General features: G+C 64.8%; 25 protein-coding genes. 5 read left to right on the top strand and 20 right to left on the bottom strand.

The genetic code is table 11. The annotated features are described in order from the left end of the window. Positions 1-111: 111 nt before the first annotated feature. The 13 genes from ACSC1Q_RS09130 to ACSC1Q_RS09190 all read right to left on the bottom strand — a co-directional run bounded on the left by ACSC1Q_RS09130 (position 112) and on the right by ACSC1Q_RS09190 (position 12796). Positions 112-306 (bottom strand): helix-turn-helix transcriptional regulator, encoded by a 195-nt coding sequence (locus tag ACSC1Q_RS09130; protein ID WP_362871544.1) that lies wholly within the window; start codon positions 304-306, stop codon positions 112-114. Next, positions 303-2036, bottom strand: coding sequence for a replication initiator (locus tag ACSC1Q_RS09135; protein WP_436758208.1), 1734 nt, complete (start codon positions 2034-2036; stop codon positions 303-305). Before ACSC1Q_RS09135 ends, ACSC1Q_RS09130 begins: the two co-directional genes overlap by 4 nt. Further along, on the bottom strand, positions 2033-2227 hold the full coding sequence (locus ACSC1Q_RS09140; RefSeq protein WP_436758209.1) for a hypothetical protein: 195 nt from the start codon (positions 2225-2227) through the stop codon (positions 2033-2035). The genes ACSC1Q_RS09135 and ACSC1Q_RS09140 overlap by 4 nt, the downstream gene beginning before the upstream one ends. Then, positions 2227-3672, bottom strand: a complete 1446-nt coding sequence (locus ACSC1Q_RS09145) for an FtsK/SpoIIIE domain-containing protein (RefSeq protein WP_436758210.1) — start codon at positions 3670-3672, stop codon at positions 2227-2229. The genes ACSC1Q_RS09140 and ACSC1Q_RS09145 overlap by 1 nt, the downstream gene beginning before the upstream one ends. Positions 3673-3758: 86 nt before the next feature. Then, complete coding sequence (locus ACSC1Q_RS09150) at positions 3759-4079, bottom strand: hypothetical protein (RefSeq protein WP_436758211.1); 321 nt, start codon at positions 4077-4079, stop codon at positions 3759-3761. Continuing rightward, entirely contained in the window at positions 4076-4501 is a 426-nt protein-coding gene (locus ACSC1Q_RS09155; RefSeq protein WP_436758212.1) for a plasmid replication, integration and excision activator, read from the bottom strand. The genes ACSC1Q_RS09150 and ACSC1Q_RS09155 overlap by 4 nt, the downstream gene beginning before the upstream one ends. Before the next feature lie 125 nt (positions 4502-4626). Next, positions 4627-5448: an integrase gene (locus tag ACSC1Q_RS09160; RefSeq protein ID WP_436758213.1), complete on the bottom strand. Its 822-nt coding sequence runs from the start codon at positions 5446-5448 to the stop codon at positions 4627-4629. A gap of 1 nt (position 5449) precedes the next feature. After that, on the bottom strand, positions 5450-6292 hold the full coding sequence (locus tag ACSC1Q_RS09165) for a sigma factor-like helix-turn-helix DNA-binding protein (RefSeq protein ID WP_436758214.1): 843 nt from the start codon (positions 6290-6292) through the stop codon (positions 5450-5452). 418 nt (positions 6293-6710) lie between these two features. After that, the gene (locus ACSC1Q_RS09170) at positions 6711-7118 is read right to left on the bottom strand and encodes an ATP-binding protein (RefSeq protein WP_436758215.1); all 408 of its coding nucleotides are present in this window, start codon (positions 7116-7118) and stop codon (positions 6711-6713) included. Positions 7119-7214: 96 nt separating this feature from the next. Continuing rightward, positions 7215-8054, bottom strand: coding sequence for a helix-turn-helix domain-containing protein (locus ACSC1Q_RS09175; RefSeq protein WP_436758216.1), 840 nt, complete (start codon positions 8052-8054; stop codon positions 7215-7217). Between the two features lie 384 nt (positions 8055-8438). Beyond that, on the bottom strand, positions 8439-9452 hold the full coding sequence (locus tag ACSC1Q_RS09180) for a PIN domain-containing protein (protein ID WP_436758217.1): 1014 nt from the start codon (positions 9450-9452) through the stop codon (positions 8439-8441). Positions 9453-9669: 217 nt separating this feature from the next. Further along, the gene (locus ACSC1Q_RS09185) at positions 9670-11490 is read right to left on the bottom strand and encodes an ATP-dependent nuclease (RefSeq protein ID WP_436758218.1); all 1821 of its coding nucleotides are present in this window, start codon (positions 11488-11490) and stop codon (positions 9670-9672) included. A 541-nt stretch (positions 11491-12031) separates the two neighbouring features. Then, complete coding sequence (locus ACSC1Q_RS09190; protein ID WP_436758219.1) at positions 12032-12796, bottom strand: ASCH domain-containing protein; 765 nt, start codon at positions 12794-12796, stop codon at positions 12032-12034. A gap of 137 nt (positions 12797-12933) precedes the next feature. On the opposite strand from ACSC1Q_RS09190, the gene ACSC1Q_RS09195 reads away from it, so the two are divergent. After that, positions 12934-13803: a nucleotidyltransferase domain-containing protein gene (locus ACSC1Q_RS09195; RefSeq protein WP_436758220.1), complete on the top strand. Its 870-nt coding sequence runs from the start codon at positions 12934-12936 to the stop codon at positions 13801-13803. Between the two features lie 280 nt (positions 13804-14083). Here the strand turns inward: ACSC1Q_RS09195 and ACSC1Q_RS09200 are convergent, their stop codons facing one another. Both ACSC1Q_RS09200 and ACSC1Q_RS09205 read right to left on the bottom strand, forming a co-directional pair. Further along, positions 14084-14350 carry a sigma factor gene (locus ACSC1Q_RS09200; RefSeq protein WP_436758221.1) on the bottom strand — a complete coding sequence of 89 codons (267 nt, stop codon included), beginning with the start codon at positions 14348-14350 and terminating at the stop codon, positions 14084-14086. 315 nt (positions 14351-14665) lie between these two features. Further along, positions 14666-15256, bottom strand: a complete 591-nt coding sequence (locus ACSC1Q_RS09205; RefSeq protein ID WP_436758222.1) for a DinB family protein — start codon at positions 15254-15256, stop codon at positions 14666-14668. Between the two features lie 8 nt (positions 15257-15264). Between ACSC1Q_RS09205 and ACSC1Q_RS09210 the strand changes: the two genes are divergently transcribed. The 3 genes from ACSC1Q_RS09210 to ACSC1Q_RS09220 all read left to right on the top strand — a co-directional run bounded on the left by ACSC1Q_RS09210 (position 15265) and on the right by ACSC1Q_RS09220 (position 16548). Next, positions 15265-15414 carry a hypothetical protein gene (locus ACSC1Q_RS09210; protein WP_436758223.1) on the top strand — a complete coding sequence of 50 codons (150 nt, stop codon included), beginning with the start codon at positions 15265-15267 and terminating at the stop codon, positions 15412-15414. A 63-nt stretch (positions 15415-15477) separates the two neighbouring features. Then, a complete protein-coding gene (locus ACSC1Q_RS09215) occupies positions 15478-15984 on the top strand; it encodes a type II toxin-antitoxin system PemK/MazF family toxin (RefSeq protein ID WP_436758224.1) in 507 nt (168 codons plus the stop codon). Positions 15985-16023: 39 nt separating this feature from the next. Then, positions 16024-16548 carry a hypothetical protein gene (locus tag ACSC1Q_RS09220; protein WP_436758225.1) on the top strand — a complete coding sequence of 175 codons (525 nt, stop codon included), beginning with the start codon at positions 16024-16026 and terminating at the stop codon, positions 16546-16548. A 23-nt stretch (positions 16549-16571) separates the two neighbouring features. Here ACSC1Q_RS09220 and ACSC1Q_RS09225 read toward each other — a convergent pair whose 3' ends face one another. From ACSC1Q_RS09225 to ACSC1Q_RS09235, 3 genes are all read right to left on the bottom strand, one after another. Further along, entirely contained in the window at positions 16572-16730 is a 159-nt protein-coding gene (locus ACSC1Q_RS09225; RefSeq protein WP_436758226.1) for a hypothetical protein, read from the bottom strand. Between the two features lie 411 nt (positions 16731-17141). Next, positions 17142-18035 (bottom strand): hypothetical protein, encoded by an 894-nt coding sequence (locus tag ACSC1Q_RS09230; RefSeq protein ID WP_436758227.1) that lies wholly within the window; start codon positions 18033-18035, stop codon positions 17142-17144. Positions 18036-18193: 158 nt separating this feature from the next. Next, the gene (locus ACSC1Q_RS09235; RefSeq protein ID WP_436758228.1) at positions 18194-18616 is read right to left on the bottom strand and encodes a hypothetical protein; all 423 of its coding nucleotides are present in this window, start codon (positions 18614-18616) and stop codon (positions 18194-18196) included. A gap of 291 nt (positions 18617-18907) precedes the next feature. Between ACSC1Q_RS09235 and ACSC1Q_RS09240 the strand changes: the two genes are divergently transcribed. Next, positions 18908-19885, top strand: a complete 978-nt coding sequence (locus ACSC1Q_RS09240; RefSeq protein WP_436758229.1) for an FkbM family methyltransferase — start codon at positions 18908-18910, stop codon at positions 19883-19885. 132 nt (positions 19886-20017) lie between these two features. Here the strand turns inward: ACSC1Q_RS09240 and ACSC1Q_RS09245 are convergent, their stop codons facing one another. Both ACSC1Q_RS09245 and ACSC1Q_RS09250 read right to left on the bottom strand, forming a co-directional pair. Beyond that, the gene (locus ACSC1Q_RS09245; protein ID WP_436758369.1) at positions 20018-20404 is read right to left on the bottom strand and encodes a VOC family protein; all 387 of its coding nucleotides are present in this window, start codon (positions 20402-20404) and stop codon (positions 20018-20020) included. Next, entirely contained in the window at positions 20404-20700 is a 297-nt protein-coding gene (locus tag ACSC1Q_RS09250) for an ArsR/SmtB family transcription factor (RefSeq protein ID WP_436758230.1), read from the bottom strand. The genes ACSC1Q_RS09245 and ACSC1Q_RS09250 overlap by 1 nt, the downstream gene beginning before the upstream one ends. Between the last annotated feature and the right edge of the window lie 62 nt (positions 20701-20762).

Here is a 20762-nt window from a genome sequence, read left to right on the forward strand (position 1 = left end):
GAAAGGTTCGTGACTTACGGCGACGTCCGACAGCCCACCGCAACTCGTACGACGGTGCCTTACTGGACTGGTTCCGCCTGATATCCCAGACCTTGATGTCGTACGAGGTTTTCACGCCGCCTCCCGAAGGGTCTCAAGCCAGGCGGTGAATTCGCTGCGGTAGATACGGATCTCGCCGTTCGGGAGCTTGAGACCCTGCGGAGCATGGCCGATCTCCCGCCACCGGTAGAAGGTGCGCCGAGACACCCCGCCGAGTTCGTCGAGGACTTCCGGAACGGTCATGAGCTGGTCGCGGTTCTTGCTCACGCTGCCTCCCGAATCTCGACTGTCGAAACGTTCTGTCCGTCTGCTCTGTCTTGGAGTTCGGCTAGGCGTGCTTTGGTGCGGTGGCGGTCGGCGACCCCACGTAGCAGCCGTTTGGGCAACGGGGTGCGGTTGGGGTCCTTGGAGGAGACCGGCCGCCAGACGTAGCGGTGGGAGTCGGTCACGGTCTCGTCGGGCAGGCCGAGCATGTCGAGGACCCAGGCCCGGCGGTCGGCCTTGTGTTCGCGCAGGGTCTTGTTCGACCACTTGCGGGAGACCAGGACGCGTCGGCCGGCGTAGCCGAGGTGTTCGGCCTTGTGCGCCTTGCCTTTGCACCGGCCTGGCAGCATGCCCGCTTTGGCGCACTTGGGCTGCACGCCGTACCGCAACCAGTTCGGGCAGGTGGCCGAGCACGGTTCGTAGCGCAGCGCCTCAACCATCCGGGTGGCGTGGTCACGGCGTGCGGGGTTCTCGGTGGTGGGGTCGTCGGGGTCGAGGGGGTCGCCCAGGCTCTTGGTCAGGTACTTGGTCAAGTAGCCGATGCGCTTGTGCGCGTCCGGCGATCCGGCGACGAGGCCCTGAACATCGACCTGAGCACCGAAGCGCACCACGTGCAACGGTTCAGCCTCGTCGTCCTGGTCGAGCTGGTCGAGTGCCTCGTCCCAGGTGGGCAGCAGTTCCCCGGTGACGGGGTCGAGGTAGTCGCCTGCCTGTCCGTCCGGGTAGGTCGCGCCGTCGCCCAGGTCGGCCCGTGGCGCCCAGATAGGCAAGTGGTCGCCGTCGAAGCGGACCTCAGTGACCGATGGCCACCACACTTGGTGGTAGGTCGCGGCGGCAATCGCCTTGATCTCCGCACGCGGCATGGTCCCGCGGATTGCCATGTGCAGATGCGGGGCGAGCCGCTTCTGAGGTTCAACGGTGGCGAAGTACTGCACGTCATAGCCAGCGACCCGTCGGAGGTTCTGCACGAACCGGTCGACGAGCTTGGAGAAGTGCAGCGCGTCACGGGCCGCGCGCGCGTAGTCGTAGGTGCTCGGATCGGCCGGCACGCCCAGCCCTGAGCGGATCTTGCCGTAGGAGGGCAGGGTGAGGGTGACGAACAGCGACGGCCGGTAGACCTTGCCATCGGGGGCGATGAAGGTCCGGCCGAGGGTGGTGTCCTGCTTGGCCCGCTTGGGCAGGTCCGGCGCATCCTGGCGGCGCCTGGTCGAACGCGAGCGCTTGGGAGCCGTCCGCCCGCCCAGGACGTTACCTCGCATCCCGGCGGCATTGATCTCCGCGTCGATGCCCGCGATGGCCTCGTCCCAGTCGGCGACCTCTTCGCCGTTCCTCTCGGCCTCGTCGCGCTTGGCTTCCACGTCGGCCCGGAACTCGATCAGCCATTTCTGATCGTCGGTGGAGGGGTGGGGTTCGGCGACGGGTTCATGGTCCAAGTGCCAGCCTTCCCGGCACTGGGCACGGCGCAGCTGCTGATTGCGTTTGGCGCACGGCGGACACTTGGCCTCTTGGGTCGTCCCACAAGGGATGTCGAACGGTTCGCTCTGACCGGTATGGGTGTCGATGCGGCGCATCTCGATGGGGCGGATGCACACCCCGTTGAGTTTGGCGACCTCGATGGCCACGTCCAGGGCGACGGGCAGGGTGTCACGGACGAGCCGGGGAAGGGTGCGATCAGCGCCGTTCGGTGGAACATCGATTGCGAGGGTGGAGGAAGAGGTGGGGGCGTCGTTCACATGTCCTCCTCTCGGTCGAGCACGTCGGCAGTGAACCGGTAGGCGTCGCTGTAGGGGTCACGGTGCAGCCGGATGTTGACCAGGTCGGAGAGCACCAGCTCAAAGCGCGGCGGGGAGTCGGACAGGTTGCCGAGGAGGCGGAAGGGAATCGTGTCGATCTCGGCGAGGGTGCCCTGAATGATGATCTTCATCAGGCCGCCCCGTCCATTTCGATCGGCAGGGTGTCGCCGGTGACCAGGGCCGCCATGTCTTTGATGTCGGCATCGGAGACATAGGCCGCGCGGACCCGGATCGGATCGGGCGAGGTCTCCAAGCGGACGTAGGCGACGCCCGCGCCCTGCTCGGGGATCGGGGAGATGTGATCGGCCAGCGCTCCCCTGTCGCGTGCGCCGTCACCGAGGACCATGTCCACCTGTTCCGATTCATCCAGACGGAGCGCGATCTTGTCGGGGAACAGGTTGCGGATGTTCATGACCTCCTTGCGCGGGTCCTGGAGGGCGGCCATCACGCCGAACCCGACCGCACGGCCTTGGGTGGTGAGCGTCGCCAGGGCAGCCGAGATACGCAGCTTGAGGCCCTTGTCGGACTGGTAGGCGGTCAGGAACGCCACCTCATCGACGAGCACCAGGACGAACGGGTCATCGAGGGTAGGGGTATGGGAGCGCTGGAGTCCGGAGTAGCGATCGGCCCGCTCCTGCATGATCTTCACGGCCGCTTCCAGCAGATCAGCGCACGCGGCTGGATCAGCGGCGTACCGATCTCCGAAGATCTCGCGACCGTAGGACAGCTCCATCCGCTTGGGATCCAGCGCCCACACCTGCGCGACACCGGCCCGGACCGCCGGGAGCAGACCACGGATGGCCGACCACAGGAACGAGCCCTTGCCCGCGCCTGTCGCGCCCGCGATCAGCACATGCGTGCCGTGCACCTTGAGCAGGTACGGGCAGCCGTTCTCACACGTGCCGATCTCGACCGGCCCCACTGAGGCGACCACCGGGAGCGGAACCGCCGGCAGCGGGACGGCCAGCGGGTCACGCCGGGGAAAGGTCAGTTGCAGACAACCGGCTCGCACGATGGCCACCCGGCAGGAGGAGGCGCCGAAGCCGTGGGCGAGGTGGTCGATGCGGTCGGACCAGTCCTTGACCGCCTGCCCGCTGATCATCTTCACCGTGACCACGTCGGCCCAGGAGGTGCAGCGGATGCGGATGAGGTGGGGCAGGTAGTCGCGGCCTTGGAGGTGACGGCCGAGCCCGGAGATGATCATCACTGGTTGCCAGTGACGGCGGTAGATCCACACCAGGCGCCACCAGGCCAGCAGTCGCCAACCCACCCAGCGGTTGAACGAGGCCCGATCGAAGAACGGCCACGGAGCCAGCAGCGAGACGGGAACGACGAGCAGGACCAGGGCGAGACGCCAGCCGTACAGGAGGACGAGCACGACCGGAGCAGCAGCCAGCACCACGGCGACCGGGTGACGCCAGAGGAGCCGGATCACGCCAAGCAGCAGCCGCCATAGGAAGATGGTGATGGTGAGGATGGCCGGGGTACGGACCACGGCCGGACGGAACACTACGGCGGTATCGGGGGTCGTCGTGACGAGGGTGCGTGCCTCGTCACCGGGCAGTTTTTTGAACATTAGGCTGGAGCCTCTTCCTTGAATTCGCGTGAGAGGGAGAACCGAGGGGCCGCCGGAATGCCAGTTCCAGCGGCCCCGCTTCCATGTCAGGCCGCGACCTCATCCAGGCCCGGCAGCATCGGAGTAGCCGCCTGGTCGGCATGGAGGCGCTCGCAGGCGGCGAGGTAGCGCGCGGCGGCATCGGCGATCTGCCGGGCGAGGTTCACGTCCTGCTTAGTGACCGGCCCACCGCCCGTGGTGGAGATCAATATCTGCGCTTCGGTGGTGGACAGGTGCAGGCACGGCCGATCCCCCTGGCCGTGCAGCACCATGACCGAGAGGTTCGGGGTGTGGAAGGAGACATTGAGCCGGGTCAGACCCTCACGGATCGACGCGGTGACGTAGGTGTAAGGCGAGTGCTCATTCATGCCGCGATCTCCTTACCGGCCGAAGCCTTGGCCGCACCCGAGCCGGATCGGGGAGCGCGCATCGCGGTTGCCCGCAGGGACCAGGCCAGGCGACCGGTCTTCTCGGCGACGTAGGCGGTGGCGGTCATGCCGTCGAACTCCACCGGGACGAACGGCATGCCTGGCAGCGGAGGCGGGGGCACCGGCTGAACCGGGGACAAGATCTTGACCGCCACCGTCTTCTGTCCGGCCTTGAGGGTGGGATCAGCGTCCATGACGGCGACCTGCCAGACGAGTTCGCCGGTGGTCTTGTCCTTGGCGTAGACGGTGCGTCCGCCGGTCGAGGCGGTGAAGTCCTTGACCTGCTCGACCTCGCCGACCACATAGCAGCCGTGCGGGAAGACCTGGTCGAAGCTGACGGGGATGGGGCCTTGGATGGCCATGATGTTCACCTTTCGTCTACCCCTCTAGACAGTTACGGCCGACCCGCAAGGAAGGATGTCTAGGGGGCTATGCATGAAAGGTAATGTGGCTCACGCAAACTGTCTAGGGGGGTGGACGAAAGTATCTAGGAGAACTTCCAGAAGATCGCGCTAGCGTCGTCATGTACCTTGCTGCGCGGCCATCGGGAAGCGTCAAGGTCGGCGTGCTCGGCGTGGCGAACCTGCCTGATCAACTCATCCGGCCCGGCGTCGTCAAGGGTATCGAGGGTCTGTCGCCAGCTGGCCAGGGCGAAGCGGTCGACGAGGCGGGAGGCGCCGTCACTGAGCAGTGCGGCGGCTCGTACCCGCTTGATGGAGATGCTTCCGGTCAGTGCCTGGTCGGCGGCGAGAGGGTCGACGCTGGCGACCCAGAATCCTCCGTCGACGTTGCGGTGTCCGCGCATGGCCGTCACGTAGTCGCTCCGGGCTTGTACGTGCGCTGCGGTTCCGGCCAAGGCCGTGTTCAGCGGGCCGCGGTAACGCTCCCCGGTCAGGGCTTCCCGGTCGTCGCAGACCACCAGCGGTTCCGCGCCGAAGATGTCGAGCAGCAGGAGTGAGTCCGCCAGCACCAGCCACTCCAACGTGTTAGTCGTGCGGCGGAGCATGACGACGGTGGCCGAAGGGGAGCCCGCGTGTGCCAGGTCGCAGGTGAAGTCATGCAGCGAGGCGACGGTCTTGATGCCCTCGGCGAGAAGTTGGGTCAAGGTGCCGGTGCTCTGCGTCATGGCCGCCAGGAGGGTGGAACCCAGGGTATGGGCGTACCAGGCGACTCCATGCGAGCAACCGATCTTCAGCCCCGCCGGGGTTCCGGCCCCGTCCAGCAGGATCGCCGCTTCCGGGGTCGCGCCGACGAAGTCCTCATTGGGCTGGTCTGGGTGAGCGGGTTCGGTGGCGAAGCCGAGGGGCACGTCAGTCTTCCTCGTGCCGGTAGAGAGGGCTGGCCAACTGCGTACGGACCGGCTCCCCCGTGGTGGGGTCGTATTCGACGGCGACCACGGTGGAGAAACGCTTGTCGCCGACCTGGCCCCAGATGGTGGCGATCTCGGAGGCGAGCAGGTCGATGACGCCGAGCGAGCCGTTGGGGTGAATGCCGGCGATGGCCAGGAAGGTGCCCTTGCCGTCAGGCCGGGGGAGACGGCCGAGGTAGGCCGAGTCAGTCGGCTGCGGTGGGTCGACCTGACTGCCGGAACGGTAGGCGACATCGGTCCGGGTGTCGCGCAGCAGCCAGCCGAGGTCGTCGCGTTCCCATCTGATCACGGGATCGGTGTCGTAGGCGGCGCGCATCGCCTCCGCCATCCGAGGGCCGCAGATGACGAGCAGGCCAGGCCGGTTGAGGTCGACCTGTCCGTCCGCCGAGACGTTGTCGGAGGCCACGGTCAGGCCGAAGGAGTGGGCGAGGTCTTCCAACCGCTTGCCCGAGCGCATGTCGTCCAGGGCGAGCATGGGGCGGTTGCGCTCCGGATCGAGTCGCAGCGGGGTCACCACGGTCACCGCCCCCATGCCGAGGAACGCGCCCTCCGGGGCCGGTCCGGTGTGTTTGATCTGGTGGATACGGCCACGGGAGAGCCCGGCCTGCTCGGCGATCTGCGCGTACGAGACACCCTGGGCATGCAGTTCTTGGATGACTCGGCGGCGGAGCCGGGCGAGTTCGGTGACCTCCTGCTGGGCGGTGTTGAGCCGTTCGGTAGCGACCCGGATCAACTGGTACGGGTCGTCGATGGCGGCTATGCGCTCAAGGTCACTCGGTGGCACGGTTGTTTCCCCTCGGTGATACTCCACCGAGTCTAGACCCCTAGACGATATGCCGTCGATCGTCCTCGGAAGTGCCGGTGCGAGCCTTTCACCGGTTATCGGGTGCGTGGCGCGAATCGCGGACCGTCGCCTTGGCACTCCCCGTGTCATCGCGCTCGCCCTGCCAGCAACGCCGTCCACAACTCCAACGCCTCGCGCTCGCGGCCCCGAGGACTCTCGGCGATGACAAGGGCTGCTTCTTGCCTGGTGGTCCGCCGGATGTAGAACTGTCCTCCCGAAGAGCACAGCTCGTAGATGAGTGACCGACAGTGGCATGTCCAGTTGATGACTCGGCGTCGTTCGCCGGGACGCGGCTTCGTCCAGGACACCGGCGTGTGACCAGCCTGTGGCCGCCGCGCATGCGGAGCCAGGCAATCACTCACCGCCTGGTCGCTTTCGAGGGCTTGACGTCCAGGGCAGCCCATACGATGCGGCCTTTGTAGTCTCCGGCCACCCCCCAGTCCGCTGCCAACTTAGTGACCAGGTTCAGACCTCTGCCGTCTTCCTCATCCTCCTGAGGGGGGAGCAGGCGCGGCAGCGACGGGCCGCCCTGGTCCAGGACGCCGACCCAGAGCCTGTCGCCGTCGACATGGACGGAGACGGTGAAGCTTCCGCCGAACCGACCGCTTGCGGAATGTCGGATCGCGTTGGTGGCCAGTTCACTGATGATCAGTTCGGCGTCCTCGGTTATCGGCCATGTTCTGAGGAGGGTGGTGATGAACCGTCGAGCTTCGGCGATGGCCACCGGGGAGCCGGGGAAGGTACGGGACATGCGCCAGGACGGCATAGCAAGCTCCGATGTCTAGGGGGCTATACATCCATGCCGTCAGCGTATGAGCGAACCTAGCAGTCCTTCAAGTTATTCGACTTATAAATAAGTCAATCAGCCCAACCGGGCAGCCAACTCCTGATACTCGATCCCGATCTGCCCGAGAAGATCCCGTAACCTCTCGCCATACACGGCCGCCGCCGCGAACGCCTCGAAGGTCTCCACATGCGTAGCCAGCTCACCCGGCCCGCTCAACGTGAGATCACCGGTCAGGCTCTCGACCACGCTCACCGCACCGTCGTAGATCGTGAACCCATGCAGCGGGAGAGCCGGAGCCTCCACCGACCACGGCACCACCCCGAGACCGACATGCGGAAGCGTCGAGACCTGAACCAGCCGATCAAGCTGAGCCCGCATCAGCGTCGGCGACCCCGGCCATGTCCGAACCGCGCCCTCCGTCAGCACGAAGGAGAATTCACGCTCCGACTCGAACAGGACAGCTTGCGCTTCCACTCGGACCGCCGCAGCCCTGGCCGCGTCCTCGTCATCGACATCCCGACCGAAGGCCAGCGCAAGCCGCGCGTACTCCGCCGTCTGCAACAGCGCCGGAATCATGCCCGACTGAAACGACACCACCCGACGAGCCGACCGCAGCCGGGCCGCGTTCGCCGACTCCCTGCCGGCCAAGCCACCCTTGAGACGGGACACTTCATCGCGCAGCCGCGCAAGCAGAGCATCCAGCTCCTCACGACCCGCCTCGTTCAGGCCCAGCGCCTCAACGAGCCGATCGACCGTATCCGGCGTGGGAAGGAGCTGCCCCGTCTCGATCTGAGAGACCGTCGGCTGACTCACCCCAGCACGCAGCGCGAGTTCCTTGCCCGTCAGACCGGCGTCCTTACGCAGCCGACGCAGCAACCCACCCAGCACCCGAAGCCGATCCCGACGATCCTCCACACCCAGCGTTCTACCAGCCCCCCGCGAGAGGAACGCCACCCATCCCGGATCACTGCCGAATTGTTCCCATAGGTATCAAGCGGCGGCGCGGCGCGCCGCCGTACCCCCGGCCCTCCGCCCGCCCGCCGTCCGGGCGTGCGGCCTGGGGGCCGGTCCCGGACGGCGGCGGGACACCGGGCCGGGCGCCATACGCCGACCGTGCCGTACCAACCGGACGCTCCGACCGAGGTTGCCGCGCCGCCGCACAGATGCAGCCCTCACGATCGCCACAATGTGGTTGGTCGCCGCACATGGCTGGGGCGATCGACGATCCGTGCTTCGTTCCTCAGCACGGCTCACCGAACCAGATAGTTGCGGCCTGCCTGGGAGCTGCAGGGACTATAGTCAATCGGGCCTATCAATTGTGAGTATCTCATGGCTCTTCACCACATACCCATCTGGGTACCGAAGAGTCCAATGGATACTTTGCAAGCTGACTTCTTCGACCGCTCCTCCGCGCGTGTTCAGCTTGCACTCACCCGATATAGCCGCCTCTCCCTCCATGTCATCCTCAACGCCTCCCTCAATATTAAAAAAGGCCGTGAACGAGACGGCGAAGATGTAGGCAATATCAGTGCGAAAGTACGAAGGAACAACTCCTCGAAGTTTCACACGAACCCGAAGGTCAATTGCCATGGAGCTGTAAGCAAAAGCCTTTTCTGCTTGTGCCGCAATCAGGATCCTGCTGTCAGCCTTCGAAATTTCATCGGAGTCGACGGAAGCTTCGGGGGCGAAGGACTGCATAGCCTCCTCTAGAGTCGAGAAGACACGCAAGCGTCCGTTCTTTACAACTACCTCCGATGCAAGATTATCGGCGAGGCCGTTTTTGGGCTTGCGGTCCCGGTAGAATGCCGTGTCTCCCGTCACAAAAACAACCCGATAATCTTCAGCCAGCGATACGCAAGCCTCCCAAAGCAGAGAATCCTTCATCTGCTGATTCTTCGGACTGTTGGGCGGAGTATCGTTGTTTACGCGCTCCAGAGCTTGCTTAGCCTCAGCAAGACTCATAGCTGGATAAATCGTCTGGCTAGCGATTCCGGACAGACGGCCACGGATGGCTACCTCAATGCTTTCCTCGGTTAGGGTGACTATGCCAGCAGCGATCGAATCCCCGGTGATCGTGTTTATTTCAGAGGTGACTTCTTTGAGCTTTTGGAGCAGTTCTCGCGCCATTCTGGTGCGATGCTTATCCAGCTCCGTGTTCAAAACCTCTGGAATAGCTAACCTCAGCGAGAGATTACGCTTAAGTGTCGATAAGAACGTTACTCCGATCGGACTCCCAAGCCACTTAAGCCTGATCCACTCGTTACAGTCGATCACAACACATGTATTGTCAGACGCAGCTTCCACTGGTGTCACAACGGTCATCGTAGTGCACCCACATGGCGGATTAAAACAGCCTGCGTCGGCTCGATAAGGCTTTTTTGTGATTCATGTGAGACCATTTGACCCATAATCGTGTTAAGGGAATCGATTGAGTGCGCCACAACAAGGAGTGGGCACTGACAGACTGAAAAGCCTGCCCGCTGAATTAAGCCAATGGCCAAGTGATCACCATGAATCTCGGGCATCGTATCTAATTTGGGAGACCGCGCATTTCTTTACTGCTCCGAAGACTAGTTCGGCGACACTCCGTCAGTCGCTGCCGGAACTGCTCCAACCCTTCAGGGCGAACAAGAGGGTCGTCTGCTGCGCGACTTATCAACGCTGTGGTGAGATCATCCACTCGTCGGAAGAGACTAAGTTGTTTCGCCAGCCGTCCTAAAGTCTTCTTCGCATCCACGAGAGCGAAGCGCTCGGTCTCCCAGCACGCTCTCACTGCCTGTTCCTGCTGCCGCCGAACCTCAGATACGGACTTACTCTTAGCCGCCAGAACTCGCGCCTGTTCGGCGTAGGCCTCTTCAAGCCCCTTGTCTCCGCGACCCCGATCTATCTTGGGCATAGGGAATTGGCGACCCAGTTCAGCTTGAACAAGTGCATTAATGACGTCAGAAAGCAGACCATCCGCTGCCGCACGTAACAATGCTTCGGCTTCGTCGATAGATGCGGGCCTACCCAGAGATTGAAGAACGGCAGCTAGGAGAACTGGCTCCAATAGCATGCTTTCGAAAGAGCGCCGCGGCCATATATGGAGATGAGGGTGAGTTTCCGTATAGCGTGCAAGGTCAGCGCTGCTCATCAAGTCCCGGTCAATAAGACAAAGCCATGGCAAGTCACCAGGGCCGTCCTCCAGGAATCGATAATGGACAAGTACCCGTTGGCGATCTCCTGCCACCCCAACGTGAAGGCGCTCGATCTCTTCAGGGAAGAGCTGGTTGAGGCGCTTCTGGTCATGGTCACCTTCGACAACCAGTCGACCGGACTTAAGGACTAAGTCCGCTTGCTCGACACCGAAATGGCGAATTACATCAAGCATCGAAGACGGGTCCGTGACGCGCGATACCTGGCTGTCTCCAGTGCGTATTTCATAGATTTGAGACGGGAGGGATGATGCCACGATCTTGAGGGAGTGCGTTACAAGGATGATCTGTGTACGTGAGGCGACCTGGCGAAGTGCCCGCAGGAATGCCGCTTGAAGGGTGGCATGCAGGTGTAGTTCCGGCTCATCCAATAGCAGCAGAGCTTCGCCGTTGGCTGCCTCGTACAGCGTACACAGCAATCCGAGGAGCCCTAATTCGCCACTTGACAGCCCGCTTAGGTCATGTCGGTAGCCATCCTTCAACTCGACCTCGATACAACCGCTGGTGAAGCCCTCCGTGAAGCGCGGCAGCAGAAGGCGCTTCTCGGTGACGTTCAGGAAGACTCGGGCCAAGTTCTCGTAGTCATTCGCACTACTGCCAGCCCGCTGAGAGCTGAGCGACCGGTAGTCGAGCATCATGAGTGCTTCGGTCAAACTGTCCAATCCCGCAAATGATGATGCCCCATGCAGAGCATCGCTGTCAGGTTTTCGGATGCGGTTGCCGCTCATGGAGATTACGCGCGGGAAGCCGTGGGCCGATCGAAAGGCTGGAGCGAAGAGCGTCTCTGCGAGAGGGGATCCCGAGTAGATGACCTGGCCGGCGGTATCGATGACCGCCGTTCGATGATCAAGCTCTTGTCGAGGAAGTGGGCGCCCATGTATGGAGCGGTGAAATAGATCGGCCTGTTCGAACTCTCGATCGGTGACAGTGAACGTCATCGAGAGCTCTGCTCGCTCTTGGCCCAGCCTCACAAGCGCCGATTTGGGCAATCGAGGAGGCGATATGATCGCCGACAGAAGCTCTATGGCTTCCAGCATGCTGGACTTGCCGGACCCGTTCGCTCCAGCGAGGACCACATAATTTGGAGCATCCAGCCCATCCAACTGCGCGTATCGGATTGAGCGGAAGTCCCTCACCTTCACAGTTGACAGACGCATGACTCAACCTCCAAAAATCGGTCCTCGCAGGATACCCCTACATGGCAGGGTCGCCGCAATAAAAATACCGCTGGAGACAGACAACGGGGCGAAAATACCAATTGTCCCAAGAGTGGGGGGTTCCGTCCTCTGAGCAAGCCGCAGTGATCTTGATGACCATGATGCGGACACTCGCTCCAGGCTGTAAGGGCGCACTGTAGTCCACCGCAGTTCAGGGCCGTTCGTGACGGCCTACAGACGCCCTGGCCTACATTGATGGTGGCGTGTTCAGTCTCGTGGGATATTCACGGGATGATCTTCTGTAGCCATGGCTAGCAAGGATGCTTTCGCCCTGGTGAGAGGCCCTGTCGCTGCATGGAACCTAGCCCTCTTGAAAACCGCTAGGCCGGGTGACCGGTCTCGTGGGTTCGAATCCCACGCTCTCCGCCACCTGTGGAAACCCCGGCTCCCGCCTCGACGCCGATCGTCGAAGCGGGCCGGACGGGAACACGGCGCCATGATCTCGCTTCCCGGGATCTTCTCCGCTCCGGGATGAGCGTGATCACCTTCTCTGCCGCGTCGCCGAGGACGGCCTGGCCGAGGACGGCCTGACGGAGCCATCGTTCGCACGACAGGAAGAGCGGCTTTCAGACTCGCTCGATCTGGATGGCGAGGACGCCCAAGGCCTCCTTTCCGGGTTGTGGATGCGGCGGATGCCGGCGAGCTGTTCCTCGCGTGGGGAATCGGGGTTGACGTTGGCCGGGCCCTCGGCGTCGAGCATCTCATCGAAGCCGGTGTAGCGGGCTGCCCGGACGACACGGGTGAGGCATTCATCGGTGCCGCAGGCGAAGCGGATGTATTGACCTGCGGCGAGGTCGCGCAGGTTGGCGTACTGGACGCGAACCTCGATCGTCTTGCGGCCGGAGGCGACCAGGTCGAAGTAACGTCGGTACAGGTTCATGTGCCGGGCGCGCGGCGGGCTTGTCGGGGTGACGCTGCGAGTGCTCATCAGGCGGTTCACTTCCAGGGTCGTGTAGGAGCGGTAGAAGTGTTTCGGGTTGGACAGCATGAGCCGGACCAGCCAGACCATCGCGTCCACGTAGTCATCGATGCCGCCGTTCCACTCGGTCGCGTTCAGCATCCAGGGTTGAGTACCCGGTGGCGGCGGGACCTTGTTGTCCCGGATCAGGGACTTCGACAATTTGGCCCCGGTGTCGGTCAGCACCATCGGCGTGAAGATCCTGGGTGGCGAGTGGATGCCGCGCAGGGCGGCGAAGGTCGCATCGACGAGCTGGCACCCGGGTGCCCAGTCTCCGCCCTTGACCATGACGTTCAGGATCGCGGGCTCGGCCGCCAGGACCCTTTGTACGGTAGGTGGCGCCCTTCTCGGTTTGCTTCGATTTCCCAGGCTCACGTTTAACGGTTTTCCGCCCATTATGGTCAATACCTGCCAGAATAGCGTTTGTGAAACGGGATAACGCTACGGAGCTTGTCGAACTCGCCCTAACCAATCAGGTCGCGGGGCAGGACACGTGGCCGCTGGAGGTCATTGACAAGATCTATGTCTTCGGCTCGTACGCGCGCGGGGCTCTGGAGCCTCATGATGTTGATCTTTTCATCGAGAATACATCGGGAAGCAGGCGTTGGGCGCACCACGTGATCAACTCAATATCGCGTGGGAGCAGTCCCTACTCGATCATTCGCCAAGGTTTGCTTGGAAGAAGGCGTGGTTGTCAGCTGGTCTTCGATTACGACATCCAATCGGACAACGAAGCGGTCCTGCTATGGCAGCAAGGTGAACCGCTTGAGACGGCGTTGGGACGGCTGCGAGCAATCGAGGTAGATCCCGCGGCCGGACGTGCTCCACGGGAAGCCATGCTGCGTGAGTTCGAGGGCCTCGACAGATACATCCCGCTCTACCATCGTGAGCAACTCGTCGCCGCCGTAACCGCTGGAGCGATCTCTATCGAGCGACTCACACTCGACAGCGCAGAGCCCGATCCCGATCGTGATGTCGACCTCGGCATACGTCTCCGGTGGAAAGATGCCAGCCCACTCCAACGAGCCGCCAGGGCAGTCTTGGCGTACTGGAGAAGCCGCGGTATCGATCCAAAAGGCGGTCATCTACATGGGCGAGACATCGAATCCAAGGACACTCCCTACTTTGCGGGTTTCCAACTCAGATACCTTCAGAGTCTCCCCCACTGCTTCACGGACTTCGGTGGGGTGGAGTGGATCGAAATCCCTCACCCGACGAAAAGTAAGCCACTTGAGGCGCTCTGCATCGTGCCAGGGGACAACTTACAGCTTTTGAAACACGGCTGGCCGTTTTAGCTCCATCCTTCAATGGGGGTTGCGATGCAGGCCGGTTCAAGCGGGTTCAGGATGGACTGTGTGCCCTCTGACCTGTATTGAATCGCCCGTAACAGCCCTAGGGCGATCTTTTGATCTGTGGGTTCCGGGTTCGAGTTTCCTTTAAAGGGCGATGACATGCCTTCGGCAGCCGCGAGGGCCGGACCTCGGCATGTCTTCGATCACCCGAAAAGCCTCTTGACGACCGCGTCGACGGCCGCCCGTTCGATGTCCGGAAGCACATATGTGTAGGTGTTCATGGTCAGCCTGGTCTGGTGGACACCTCCGCGACGCGGGAACGGCGCCGCCACCAGCTCACCTGCTCGTGATACATGACACGGCGGACGTAACCCTCGATGGCCGCAGGGTCGCGCAGGTTGCGCCACTTCACCGCCGTCTTCGTCAACGCCGACTGCATCAGGTCCTCGGCGGCGTGCCGGTCGCCGGTCAGCAAGTACGCGGTACGGAACAGCGCCCCTGATCGATCGATGACGAACTCCCGGAAGTCCGCCTCAAATCCTGGATCCACCTGTCCTCCTCGCGATGTCACCAAGCAAGGACGCGGACAGGGCGCCGGTCTATGCCGGCATGGCCGAACCGATCCGGGTCAAGGGCCACATGCGCGGCTTGGGTCCACAGCCCACAGCCCACAGCCCACCCGGAGTTCGAACGCGGATCAGGGGCCCTCTTCTCGCGTCAGGGAGGAGGGCTCTTTTCGATTTCCGTAGAACCCCGGGTCGTGTTCGCTCCCAGCCTGCCGCCTCTCACTCGTCGCCCCGGAGCGTTGGAGTCATCGCCGTCGACCAAGCCCGGCACCAGAATGTCCCCCCGCCGGATCGCAGGCTCAGTTCCTGCCGGCCTCCCGCGCCACACGCTCCAGCCTGTCCCGGTAGCCCTCCCACCACGCCTGGTCGGCTGGCGCCATGTTGTCGTTGTCCTTCTTCAGTCCGACGACTCCGTCGAGGAGCTCCCGGACGATGTCGGCGTGCCCGGCATGCCGGTTCGTCTCGGCGATCATGTGTATCAGGATCAGGTGCAGCGTCACCTGGCTCCGATCATCCGGCCACCACGGCACCCGGCCGACCGCGTCCAGTGTCAATGCCTCGATCGTCGCGTCCGAGTGCGCCCACACCCGGTGGTACAGCCCGACGATCTCTTCGCGCGACTCGTCCGCGGTCGCCCACATGTCCGCGTTGGGTTCGGCCTCGTCCTCGAACCAGGGAAGCGGCTCGGCGGACGGCCGCCCGAAAGTGTCGCCGAAGTATCCCAGCTCAACGCTGGCCACGTGTTTGACCAGCCCCAGCAGGTTGGTGCCGGTCGGTGTCAGCGGGCGGCGGACGTCGTACTCCGAGAGCCCGTCAAGCTTCCACAGCAGGGCTTCACGGGCGGTCCGCAGGTAGCGGTGCAGGTCCGACTTCGGATCTGATTCGGTCATAGCGGACATTGTTCCACCGCGGGATCGCCGATGCCCTCATCCCCGAGGAGCGCGACCCGCTCCGAGAGCTGCTCGTCCGCTTCACCGGGGCGATCCAGGTATCCCGGACGCCGGTGACCTTCTGCCCGAGCTTCATCGGTGTGTTCTTCTGCACCTGATACGTAAAGATGAAATATCCAACTAAGATTGGGATTCAGTGCCTGCCGAGTATGTTATGAGCCATGACTGAAGCCCTCGGGGAAGCCGGTGCATTGCTGGGAATTCTGGCAGGTATTGGCATATGGGTAGCGGCCATATATGCCTTTGTCCGCCTTGTTCGATGGATCCTCGCCCCCCGCCCCGCCGGGCCCCAGGTGCACGAGGTGCCGCCGGACCCGGCCTGGCAGTCGCGCCCGCGTCCCGGCGACATCTGGTGGGCCGGCGTGCCGTTCGCCGACGGCTCGGGGGGAAAGGTCAGGCCATGCCTGGTGATTCGCACCCATCCGGCGGGTGTGGAGGTTCTGAAAATTACCAGTCAGGACAAATCACATCGGATGAACTGCGTCAGCATCCCCACCGCCCACTGGGACCGGCGTGCGCGAAAGGACAGCTGGCTCGATCTCGACGCCCCGTACTTCATCGACGATCACGATTTCCGGCGGCGCGCCGGAACATGCGACGACGGGACCTGGTCGCTGGTGAGACGCCGGCACCGGACGGGCTGGGTCCACTCTCCCGGGCGTCGATGACGTCCCATTCGATTCCCGTCCCGCCGGTACGGTGTGCCGATGGCGGACATCTACGAGCTCGTGCTGTCGGTGGACGTTCGTGCCGACATCACCGACGACGAGCTCGCCGAGCTGCGGTGGCATGTGGGGCAGGGGCCACGACCTGGGCGACTGCCGATCGGCACTGACAGATACGTGGAGGCCCATCCACTCGGTGATCCCGACGACCCCGACTGCGAGTGGGAGGACGCGGAGGTGGAGCCCGTGTTCGCGCGACGCGGTGCCGCCTGGCGCGTGGGGGGCGCGCTCGTCGCCGAGCTGGCCGCGCGGGAGCGATCGGACGGCTGGGCGCTGACGGTACGCCAGGAGTTCCATCCCGACGACTTCTACCGGCTCCGGACGCTGCTGGACTGGCTCGGCCGGTACTCGCTCGACGCGCATACCGATGGTGTCGAATCCTTCGTCGGCTACCTGCGCTTCCATGAGAGCACCGAGATCGCGCCACTCGTTCTCCTGAACGGGCGGATTCGCGTGCCGGAGGACATCGAGTCGCATACCCCGCACTGGAGGGACACCGAGTCGTGACCGGCCCGGCCCGTGGCCGGTTTTCAGGGGCGGGCCGCGGCGTACAGGATGTCGCGCATCTCGGGCAGCGACTCCTGGTCCTCCCGCCAGATCAGCCGCAGGCTGAGATCCGGAAGCGGGAGATCGAGCTGGACCAGAGCGCCGGAGCGGAGGCCGTCGGCGACCGCGAACCGGGGAAGCAACGGGATCCCGAGTCCGTGCTCCGCCCACGCGCATCACCGGGACGCCTCCGACCTCGATCCGTTCGGGGCCGGAGTCGAGGATCCTGTTCCCGGCCATCCAGAACGAGCACTCGGGGACGTTGACCAGGAGCCACTCGTGCCTGAGGCCGCCGGGGGTCGGCGCGGTCCGGGCGGCGAGCGGGTGGGCGGGTGCCGTACGACGGCCTCGAAGGTCCTGAGCTGGTGTAGCTCTCTCACCCCTCGTCCCGGGAGTCGACTCGAACATGACCCCGCCGAACTCATCCGCGCCGGCGTCGGCGGACCTCCGTCCGAGGGGGCGTGCCCGCGCGCCGGCCGGCATCTCGCCGGGCTACTTCATGGTGTTGCTGGACATGACCGTGCTGTCGGTCGCCGAGCCCGATCGTTCCCTTCTCAGCCGCGCCACGGCGGAGGATCGCCCGGCGTGAAATGGGACTGTGGCCGGGTCCGGAGGGTGGTGGCGGCCTGGAGGAGGACGGCGGCCGGAACGCGAGGGCCGGCTTTCAGGATGATCGTGGCGTCGTCGCGGTCGATCACGTAGGCGGTACCCGTGTCGGCGACCCGCCGCCATGTCCGGGTGCTCACCGGCTCGTACGCGGAGTCCTCGCCGGGCGGGTCCACCCGGGAGCGGACGGTCACGGCGATGGTGGAGGCATCGCGCTCGGCGGGGGTGGCGGCGCGGTGCAGTCCCGATGGGCGCAGGAGATAGCGCAGGTCGCCGGGACGGGCGGAGCGGCGCTCGACCGTGTAGGCGGGCAGGTCGGGAGCGAGCAGCGGGATTCCCAGATCGGGGAGGCGGGGGTGTGGTCCCGCCAGCGGTATCGGCGGAGGGCCGCCCACGGCCATCAGCGGCAGCTGCCACCACCACCGGGATCCTCCCGTCGTGGTGAACAGGGCGGTCAGCCCGTACGCCAGGGTCGAGGCGACGAAGACGGTGACGAGCACGTTTTCGATGATCTGCGAGGCGACCGTGCCGAGGACGGCCCAGAGGGCGACGCCCACGATCGGGGCGGGCAGGGCGACGTGCCAGGCGGGCCGCACGCGCAGCGCCCACAGCAGCGGCCAGGCCAGGACCAGCAGGGACGGTACGGTCCCCGCGGCGATACCCATCCCCTGGCCGAGGCGGCCCCAGCCGTCGGTGTCGCCCGTGCCGTCGTACGGGACGACGGCCAGCCCGGAGAGGATGACGGCCCCGGCGAGCGGCGGAAGAACGAGGCCGACGAGCGCGGCGGCCAGCGTACGGCGAACAGCCGAAGGTGCCGTGAAGCGCTTGCCGGTGGAACGCACGGGATCAAGGATGACATGTGGGGCGATACTCGGCCGCCCGCCGCCCGCCGCCCGCCGCCCGCCGCCCGCCGCCCGCCGCCCGCCGCCCGCCGCCCGCCGCCCGCCGCCCGCCGACTCCGGCGCCGCCCGCCGCCCGGTATGGTTCGCCGTCCGTTCGGCTAGCGGATCTGGTCCTCCTCGTACGGGTCCCCGTCGGTCGGCCCGAGCGGGAGGTCCTCCGGCCAGTCGTGATCGGGAGGTGGCTGCGGTGGCCTGCGCAGATCCACCCGGCCGATCTCCGCCTGGACGTGTGTCATGTCGGCGAACGCGGAATCCAGGGCGGGAATCGCCGACTCCACGCGGATGCGCGCCTGATTGCGGTGATGCCTGGGGTCGCCTCCCTGCCAGGAGGCGACCAGCCGGCCGTCGGGCAGGCTCACCACGCGCTCCCGCAGGTGCCGCGCGACCTTCGCCGCGTTCTCCAGCAGGTTCGCCAGGTAGCAGGCCTGAAGATAAGCCTTGTCCGCCTCGTCGAACTCTCCGTGGCGGCTGTCCGGGCTCGAAGCGTCGGAGCCCTCCAGTGCCCGCCGAACGGCCCGCATGGCTTCTTCCAACTCGTCCAGGTCCACAAGGCTCCCCGATGTGAGAGGACGGGCCCGAACCGGGTGTGCCTGACGCCGCCCGGCCCCGCGAGGCATCTCCTTCCTGGATCTGTACCCCGGCTCACGACCGATCGTCAGACGTATATGAATTGTCCCCGCGCGGCCTTGACCCGAGTGGTTTCGAACACGTCTCCAGGTCTCAATGGGGTCCCCGTCGCGTTTCCGAAAGCCGGTCGCCGACGCTCGCCGATTTTCGCCCGTGTGAGTCGTGACTGAGTCAAACTTCGAATCATGGCCCTATCGATGAAGCGGCTACGGCAGGATCTCGCCATCGCGGTGATGCGAGCGGCCAGGGCGGCGAACAGGAGCCGGATGGTCCGCAAACTGCTGCGCGGCCGTAGTGTCCGGCGCTTTCCCCTGGTCAACCGGCTTTATCACACGGTGTTCCGATTGGGCGTCACCACCGGGAATCGCGATGCCGAGGTGCGTTACCGGGGTGTCGTGCTGACCGGCCCGGTGTGGGACGCCACGATCATGCCCTCGATCTCGGCGGGATACTACGAGGAATTCGAGGTCGGCGTCTTCGAGGAATTGGCCTCGGTCAGTCGTTCGATACTCGACGTCGGGGCGAACATCGGTGTCTACGCCTGCACCGGTGGGGCGCGCCTTTCGCGGGACGGCAGGTTGATCGCCTTCGAGCCGGTGCCGGAGAACGTCGCCTACCTGAGACGCAACGTGGAGCGCAACGACCTGACCGGCCGCGTGACAGTGGAGCCGGTGGCCGTGGGGGCGTCGCCCGGTGAGCTGACCGTGCACCTGTCGGGCGAGCAGTCCGGCAAGCACTCGGCCGCGGCGGCGAACGTCGGGACGTCCACGGGCGCGATCACCATGCCGATGACGTCGATCGACGCCTATCTCGCCGACAATCGCCTCGGCCCACCCGACATCATCAAGATCGATGTCGAGGGTTACGAGGGCTTCGTGCTGCGGGGCGCGGTCCAGGCACTGAACGCCTCGCCGACACTGCTGTTCGAGCTGCACCCCGAGCTCCAGGCCAACTGCGGCTGCGACACGAGCGAGCTGCTCGACCTCGTCTTCGCCCGCTATCCCTGGGTCTTCCTGGTGGACGAGCTGGACAACGTGCTGCGGCCGTGTACGCGAGCCGGCCTCGACAGCCCTGGCGCGATCGGCCTCTACCGCTCCAACCTCGTGGCGATCGGCCGCCGGGAGCACCGGGACGCGGTACGGCGGTGGCACGACCTCGGCTGAGCGCCGCCGTGTCCGGCTCGACCTCCCGCCCGACCCTGCCGGAACCGGTCTCCGTCATTCAAGATCACGTACTGACACGGGCGGGTGGCGGCGAACCGGCCGGTCCCGATGTTCGTCGGCGAGGGTGGGCGACTACTTCATGGCGGCGATCTGGATCAGGTTGCCGCAGGTGTCGTCGAAGACGGCGGTGACCACCGGGCCGAAGTCGGTCGCGTCCTGGGTGAACTCGACGCCCAGCCCCTTGAGCCGCTCGACCTCGGCGTACACGTCGTCAACGGCGAACTGGGTGAACGGGATGCCGTCGGTGACCAGGGCCTTCTTGAACGGGCCCGCGGCCGGGTGGCCATCCGGCTCCAGCAGCAGCTCGACACCGTCCGGGTTGGCGGGGGAGACCACGGTGAGCCATCGGGCCTCGCCGAGGGGCACGTCGGTCTTCTTGATGAACCCCAGCTTCTCGGTGTAGAAGGCCAGTGCCTTGGCCTGGTCGTCGACGAGCACGCTGGTGATGTTGACGCGGATCACGGATTCGGTTCCTCTCGGTCGATGGGCCACCGCTCGACGATCGAGCGCAGCGGGCTCGTGTCGATGTGGTGGAACTTGTACCGGCCCTGCCGCCGGGTGTGCACCAGGCCGGCCTGTTCGAGCACCGCGAGGTGCTGCGAGATGGCCTGGCGCGAGGAGGCCAGGCCGTGCTTCATGGTCAGTCGGCCGCAGATCTCGAAGAGCGTCTGACCGTCCTTGTCGGTCAGCTCGTCCAGGATGACGCGTCGCGTCGCATCGCCGATGGCCTTGAACAGGTCGGGGTCTCCTTCCATGGGCACAGTTATAGGCAAGTCGCCACTTGCCTGTCAAGGGGAGGAAGGCCACCTGGACCCCT

The sequence above is a fragment of the Streptosporangium heterodermiicola genome, assembly GCF_051390675.1.
Lineage (GTDB): Bacteria > Actinomycetota > Actinomycetes > Streptosporangiales > Streptosporangiaceae > Streptosporangium.

Excerpts from the sequence above, each read along its gene's own strand:
- ACSC1Q_RS09190 (WP_436758219.1), bottom strand. The coding sequence starts at position 12,796 with ATGGTCAAGGGCGGAGACTGGGCACCCGGGTGCCAGCTCGTCGATGCG.
- ACSC1Q_RS09170 (WP_436758215.1), bottom strand. The coding sequence starts at position 7,118 with ATGCCGTCCTGGCGCATGTCCCGTACCTTCCCCGGCTCCCCGGTGGCC.
- ACSC1Q_RS09140 (WP_436758209.1), bottom strand. The coding sequence starts at position 2,227 with ATGAAGATCATCATTCAGGGCACCCTCGCCGAGATCGACACGATTCCC.
- ACSC1Q_RS09235 (WP_436758228.1), bottom strand. The coding sequence starts at position 18,616 with ATGCGGGCCGTTCGGCGGGCACTGGAGGGCTCCGACGCTTCGAGCCCG.
- ACSC1Q_RS09150 (WP_436758211.1), bottom strand. The coding sequence starts at position 4,079 with ATGAATGAGCACTCGCCTTACACCTACGTCACCGCGTCGATCCGTGAG.
- ACSC1Q_RS09220 (WP_436758225.1), top strand. The coding sequence starts at position 16,024 with ATGGCGGACATCTACGAGCTCGTGCTGTCGGTGGACGTTCGTGCCGAC.
- ACSC1Q_RS09145 (WP_436758210.1), bottom strand. The coding sequence starts at position 3,672 with ATGTTCAAAAAACTGCCCGGTGACGAGGCACGCACCCTCGTCACGACG.
- ACSC1Q_RS09205 (WP_436758222.1), bottom strand. The coding sequence starts at position 15,256 with ATGACCGAATCAGATCCGAAGTCGGACCTGCACCGCTACCTGCGGACC.
- ACSC1Q_RS09240 (WP_436758229.1), top strand. The coding sequence starts at position 18,908 with ATGGCCCTATCGATGAAGCGGCTACGGCAGGATCTCGCCATCGCGGTG.
- ACSC1Q_RS09250 (WP_436758230.1), bottom strand. The coding sequence starts at position 20,700 with ATGGAAGGAGACCCCGACCTGTTCAAGGCCATCGGCGATGCGACGCGA.
- ACSC1Q_RS09215 (WP_436758224.1), top strand. The coding sequence starts at position 15,478 with ATGACTGAAGCCCTCGGGGAAGCCGGTGCATTGCTGGGAATTCTGGCA.
- ACSC1Q_RS09185 (WP_436758218.1), bottom strand. The coding sequence starts at position 11,490 with ATGCGTCTGTCAACTGTGAAGGTGAGGGACTTCCGCTCAATCCGATAC.
- ACSC1Q_RS09155 (WP_436758212.1), bottom strand. The coding sequence starts at position 4,501 with ATGGCCATCCAAGGCCCCATCCCCGTCAGCTTCGACCAGGTCTTCCCG.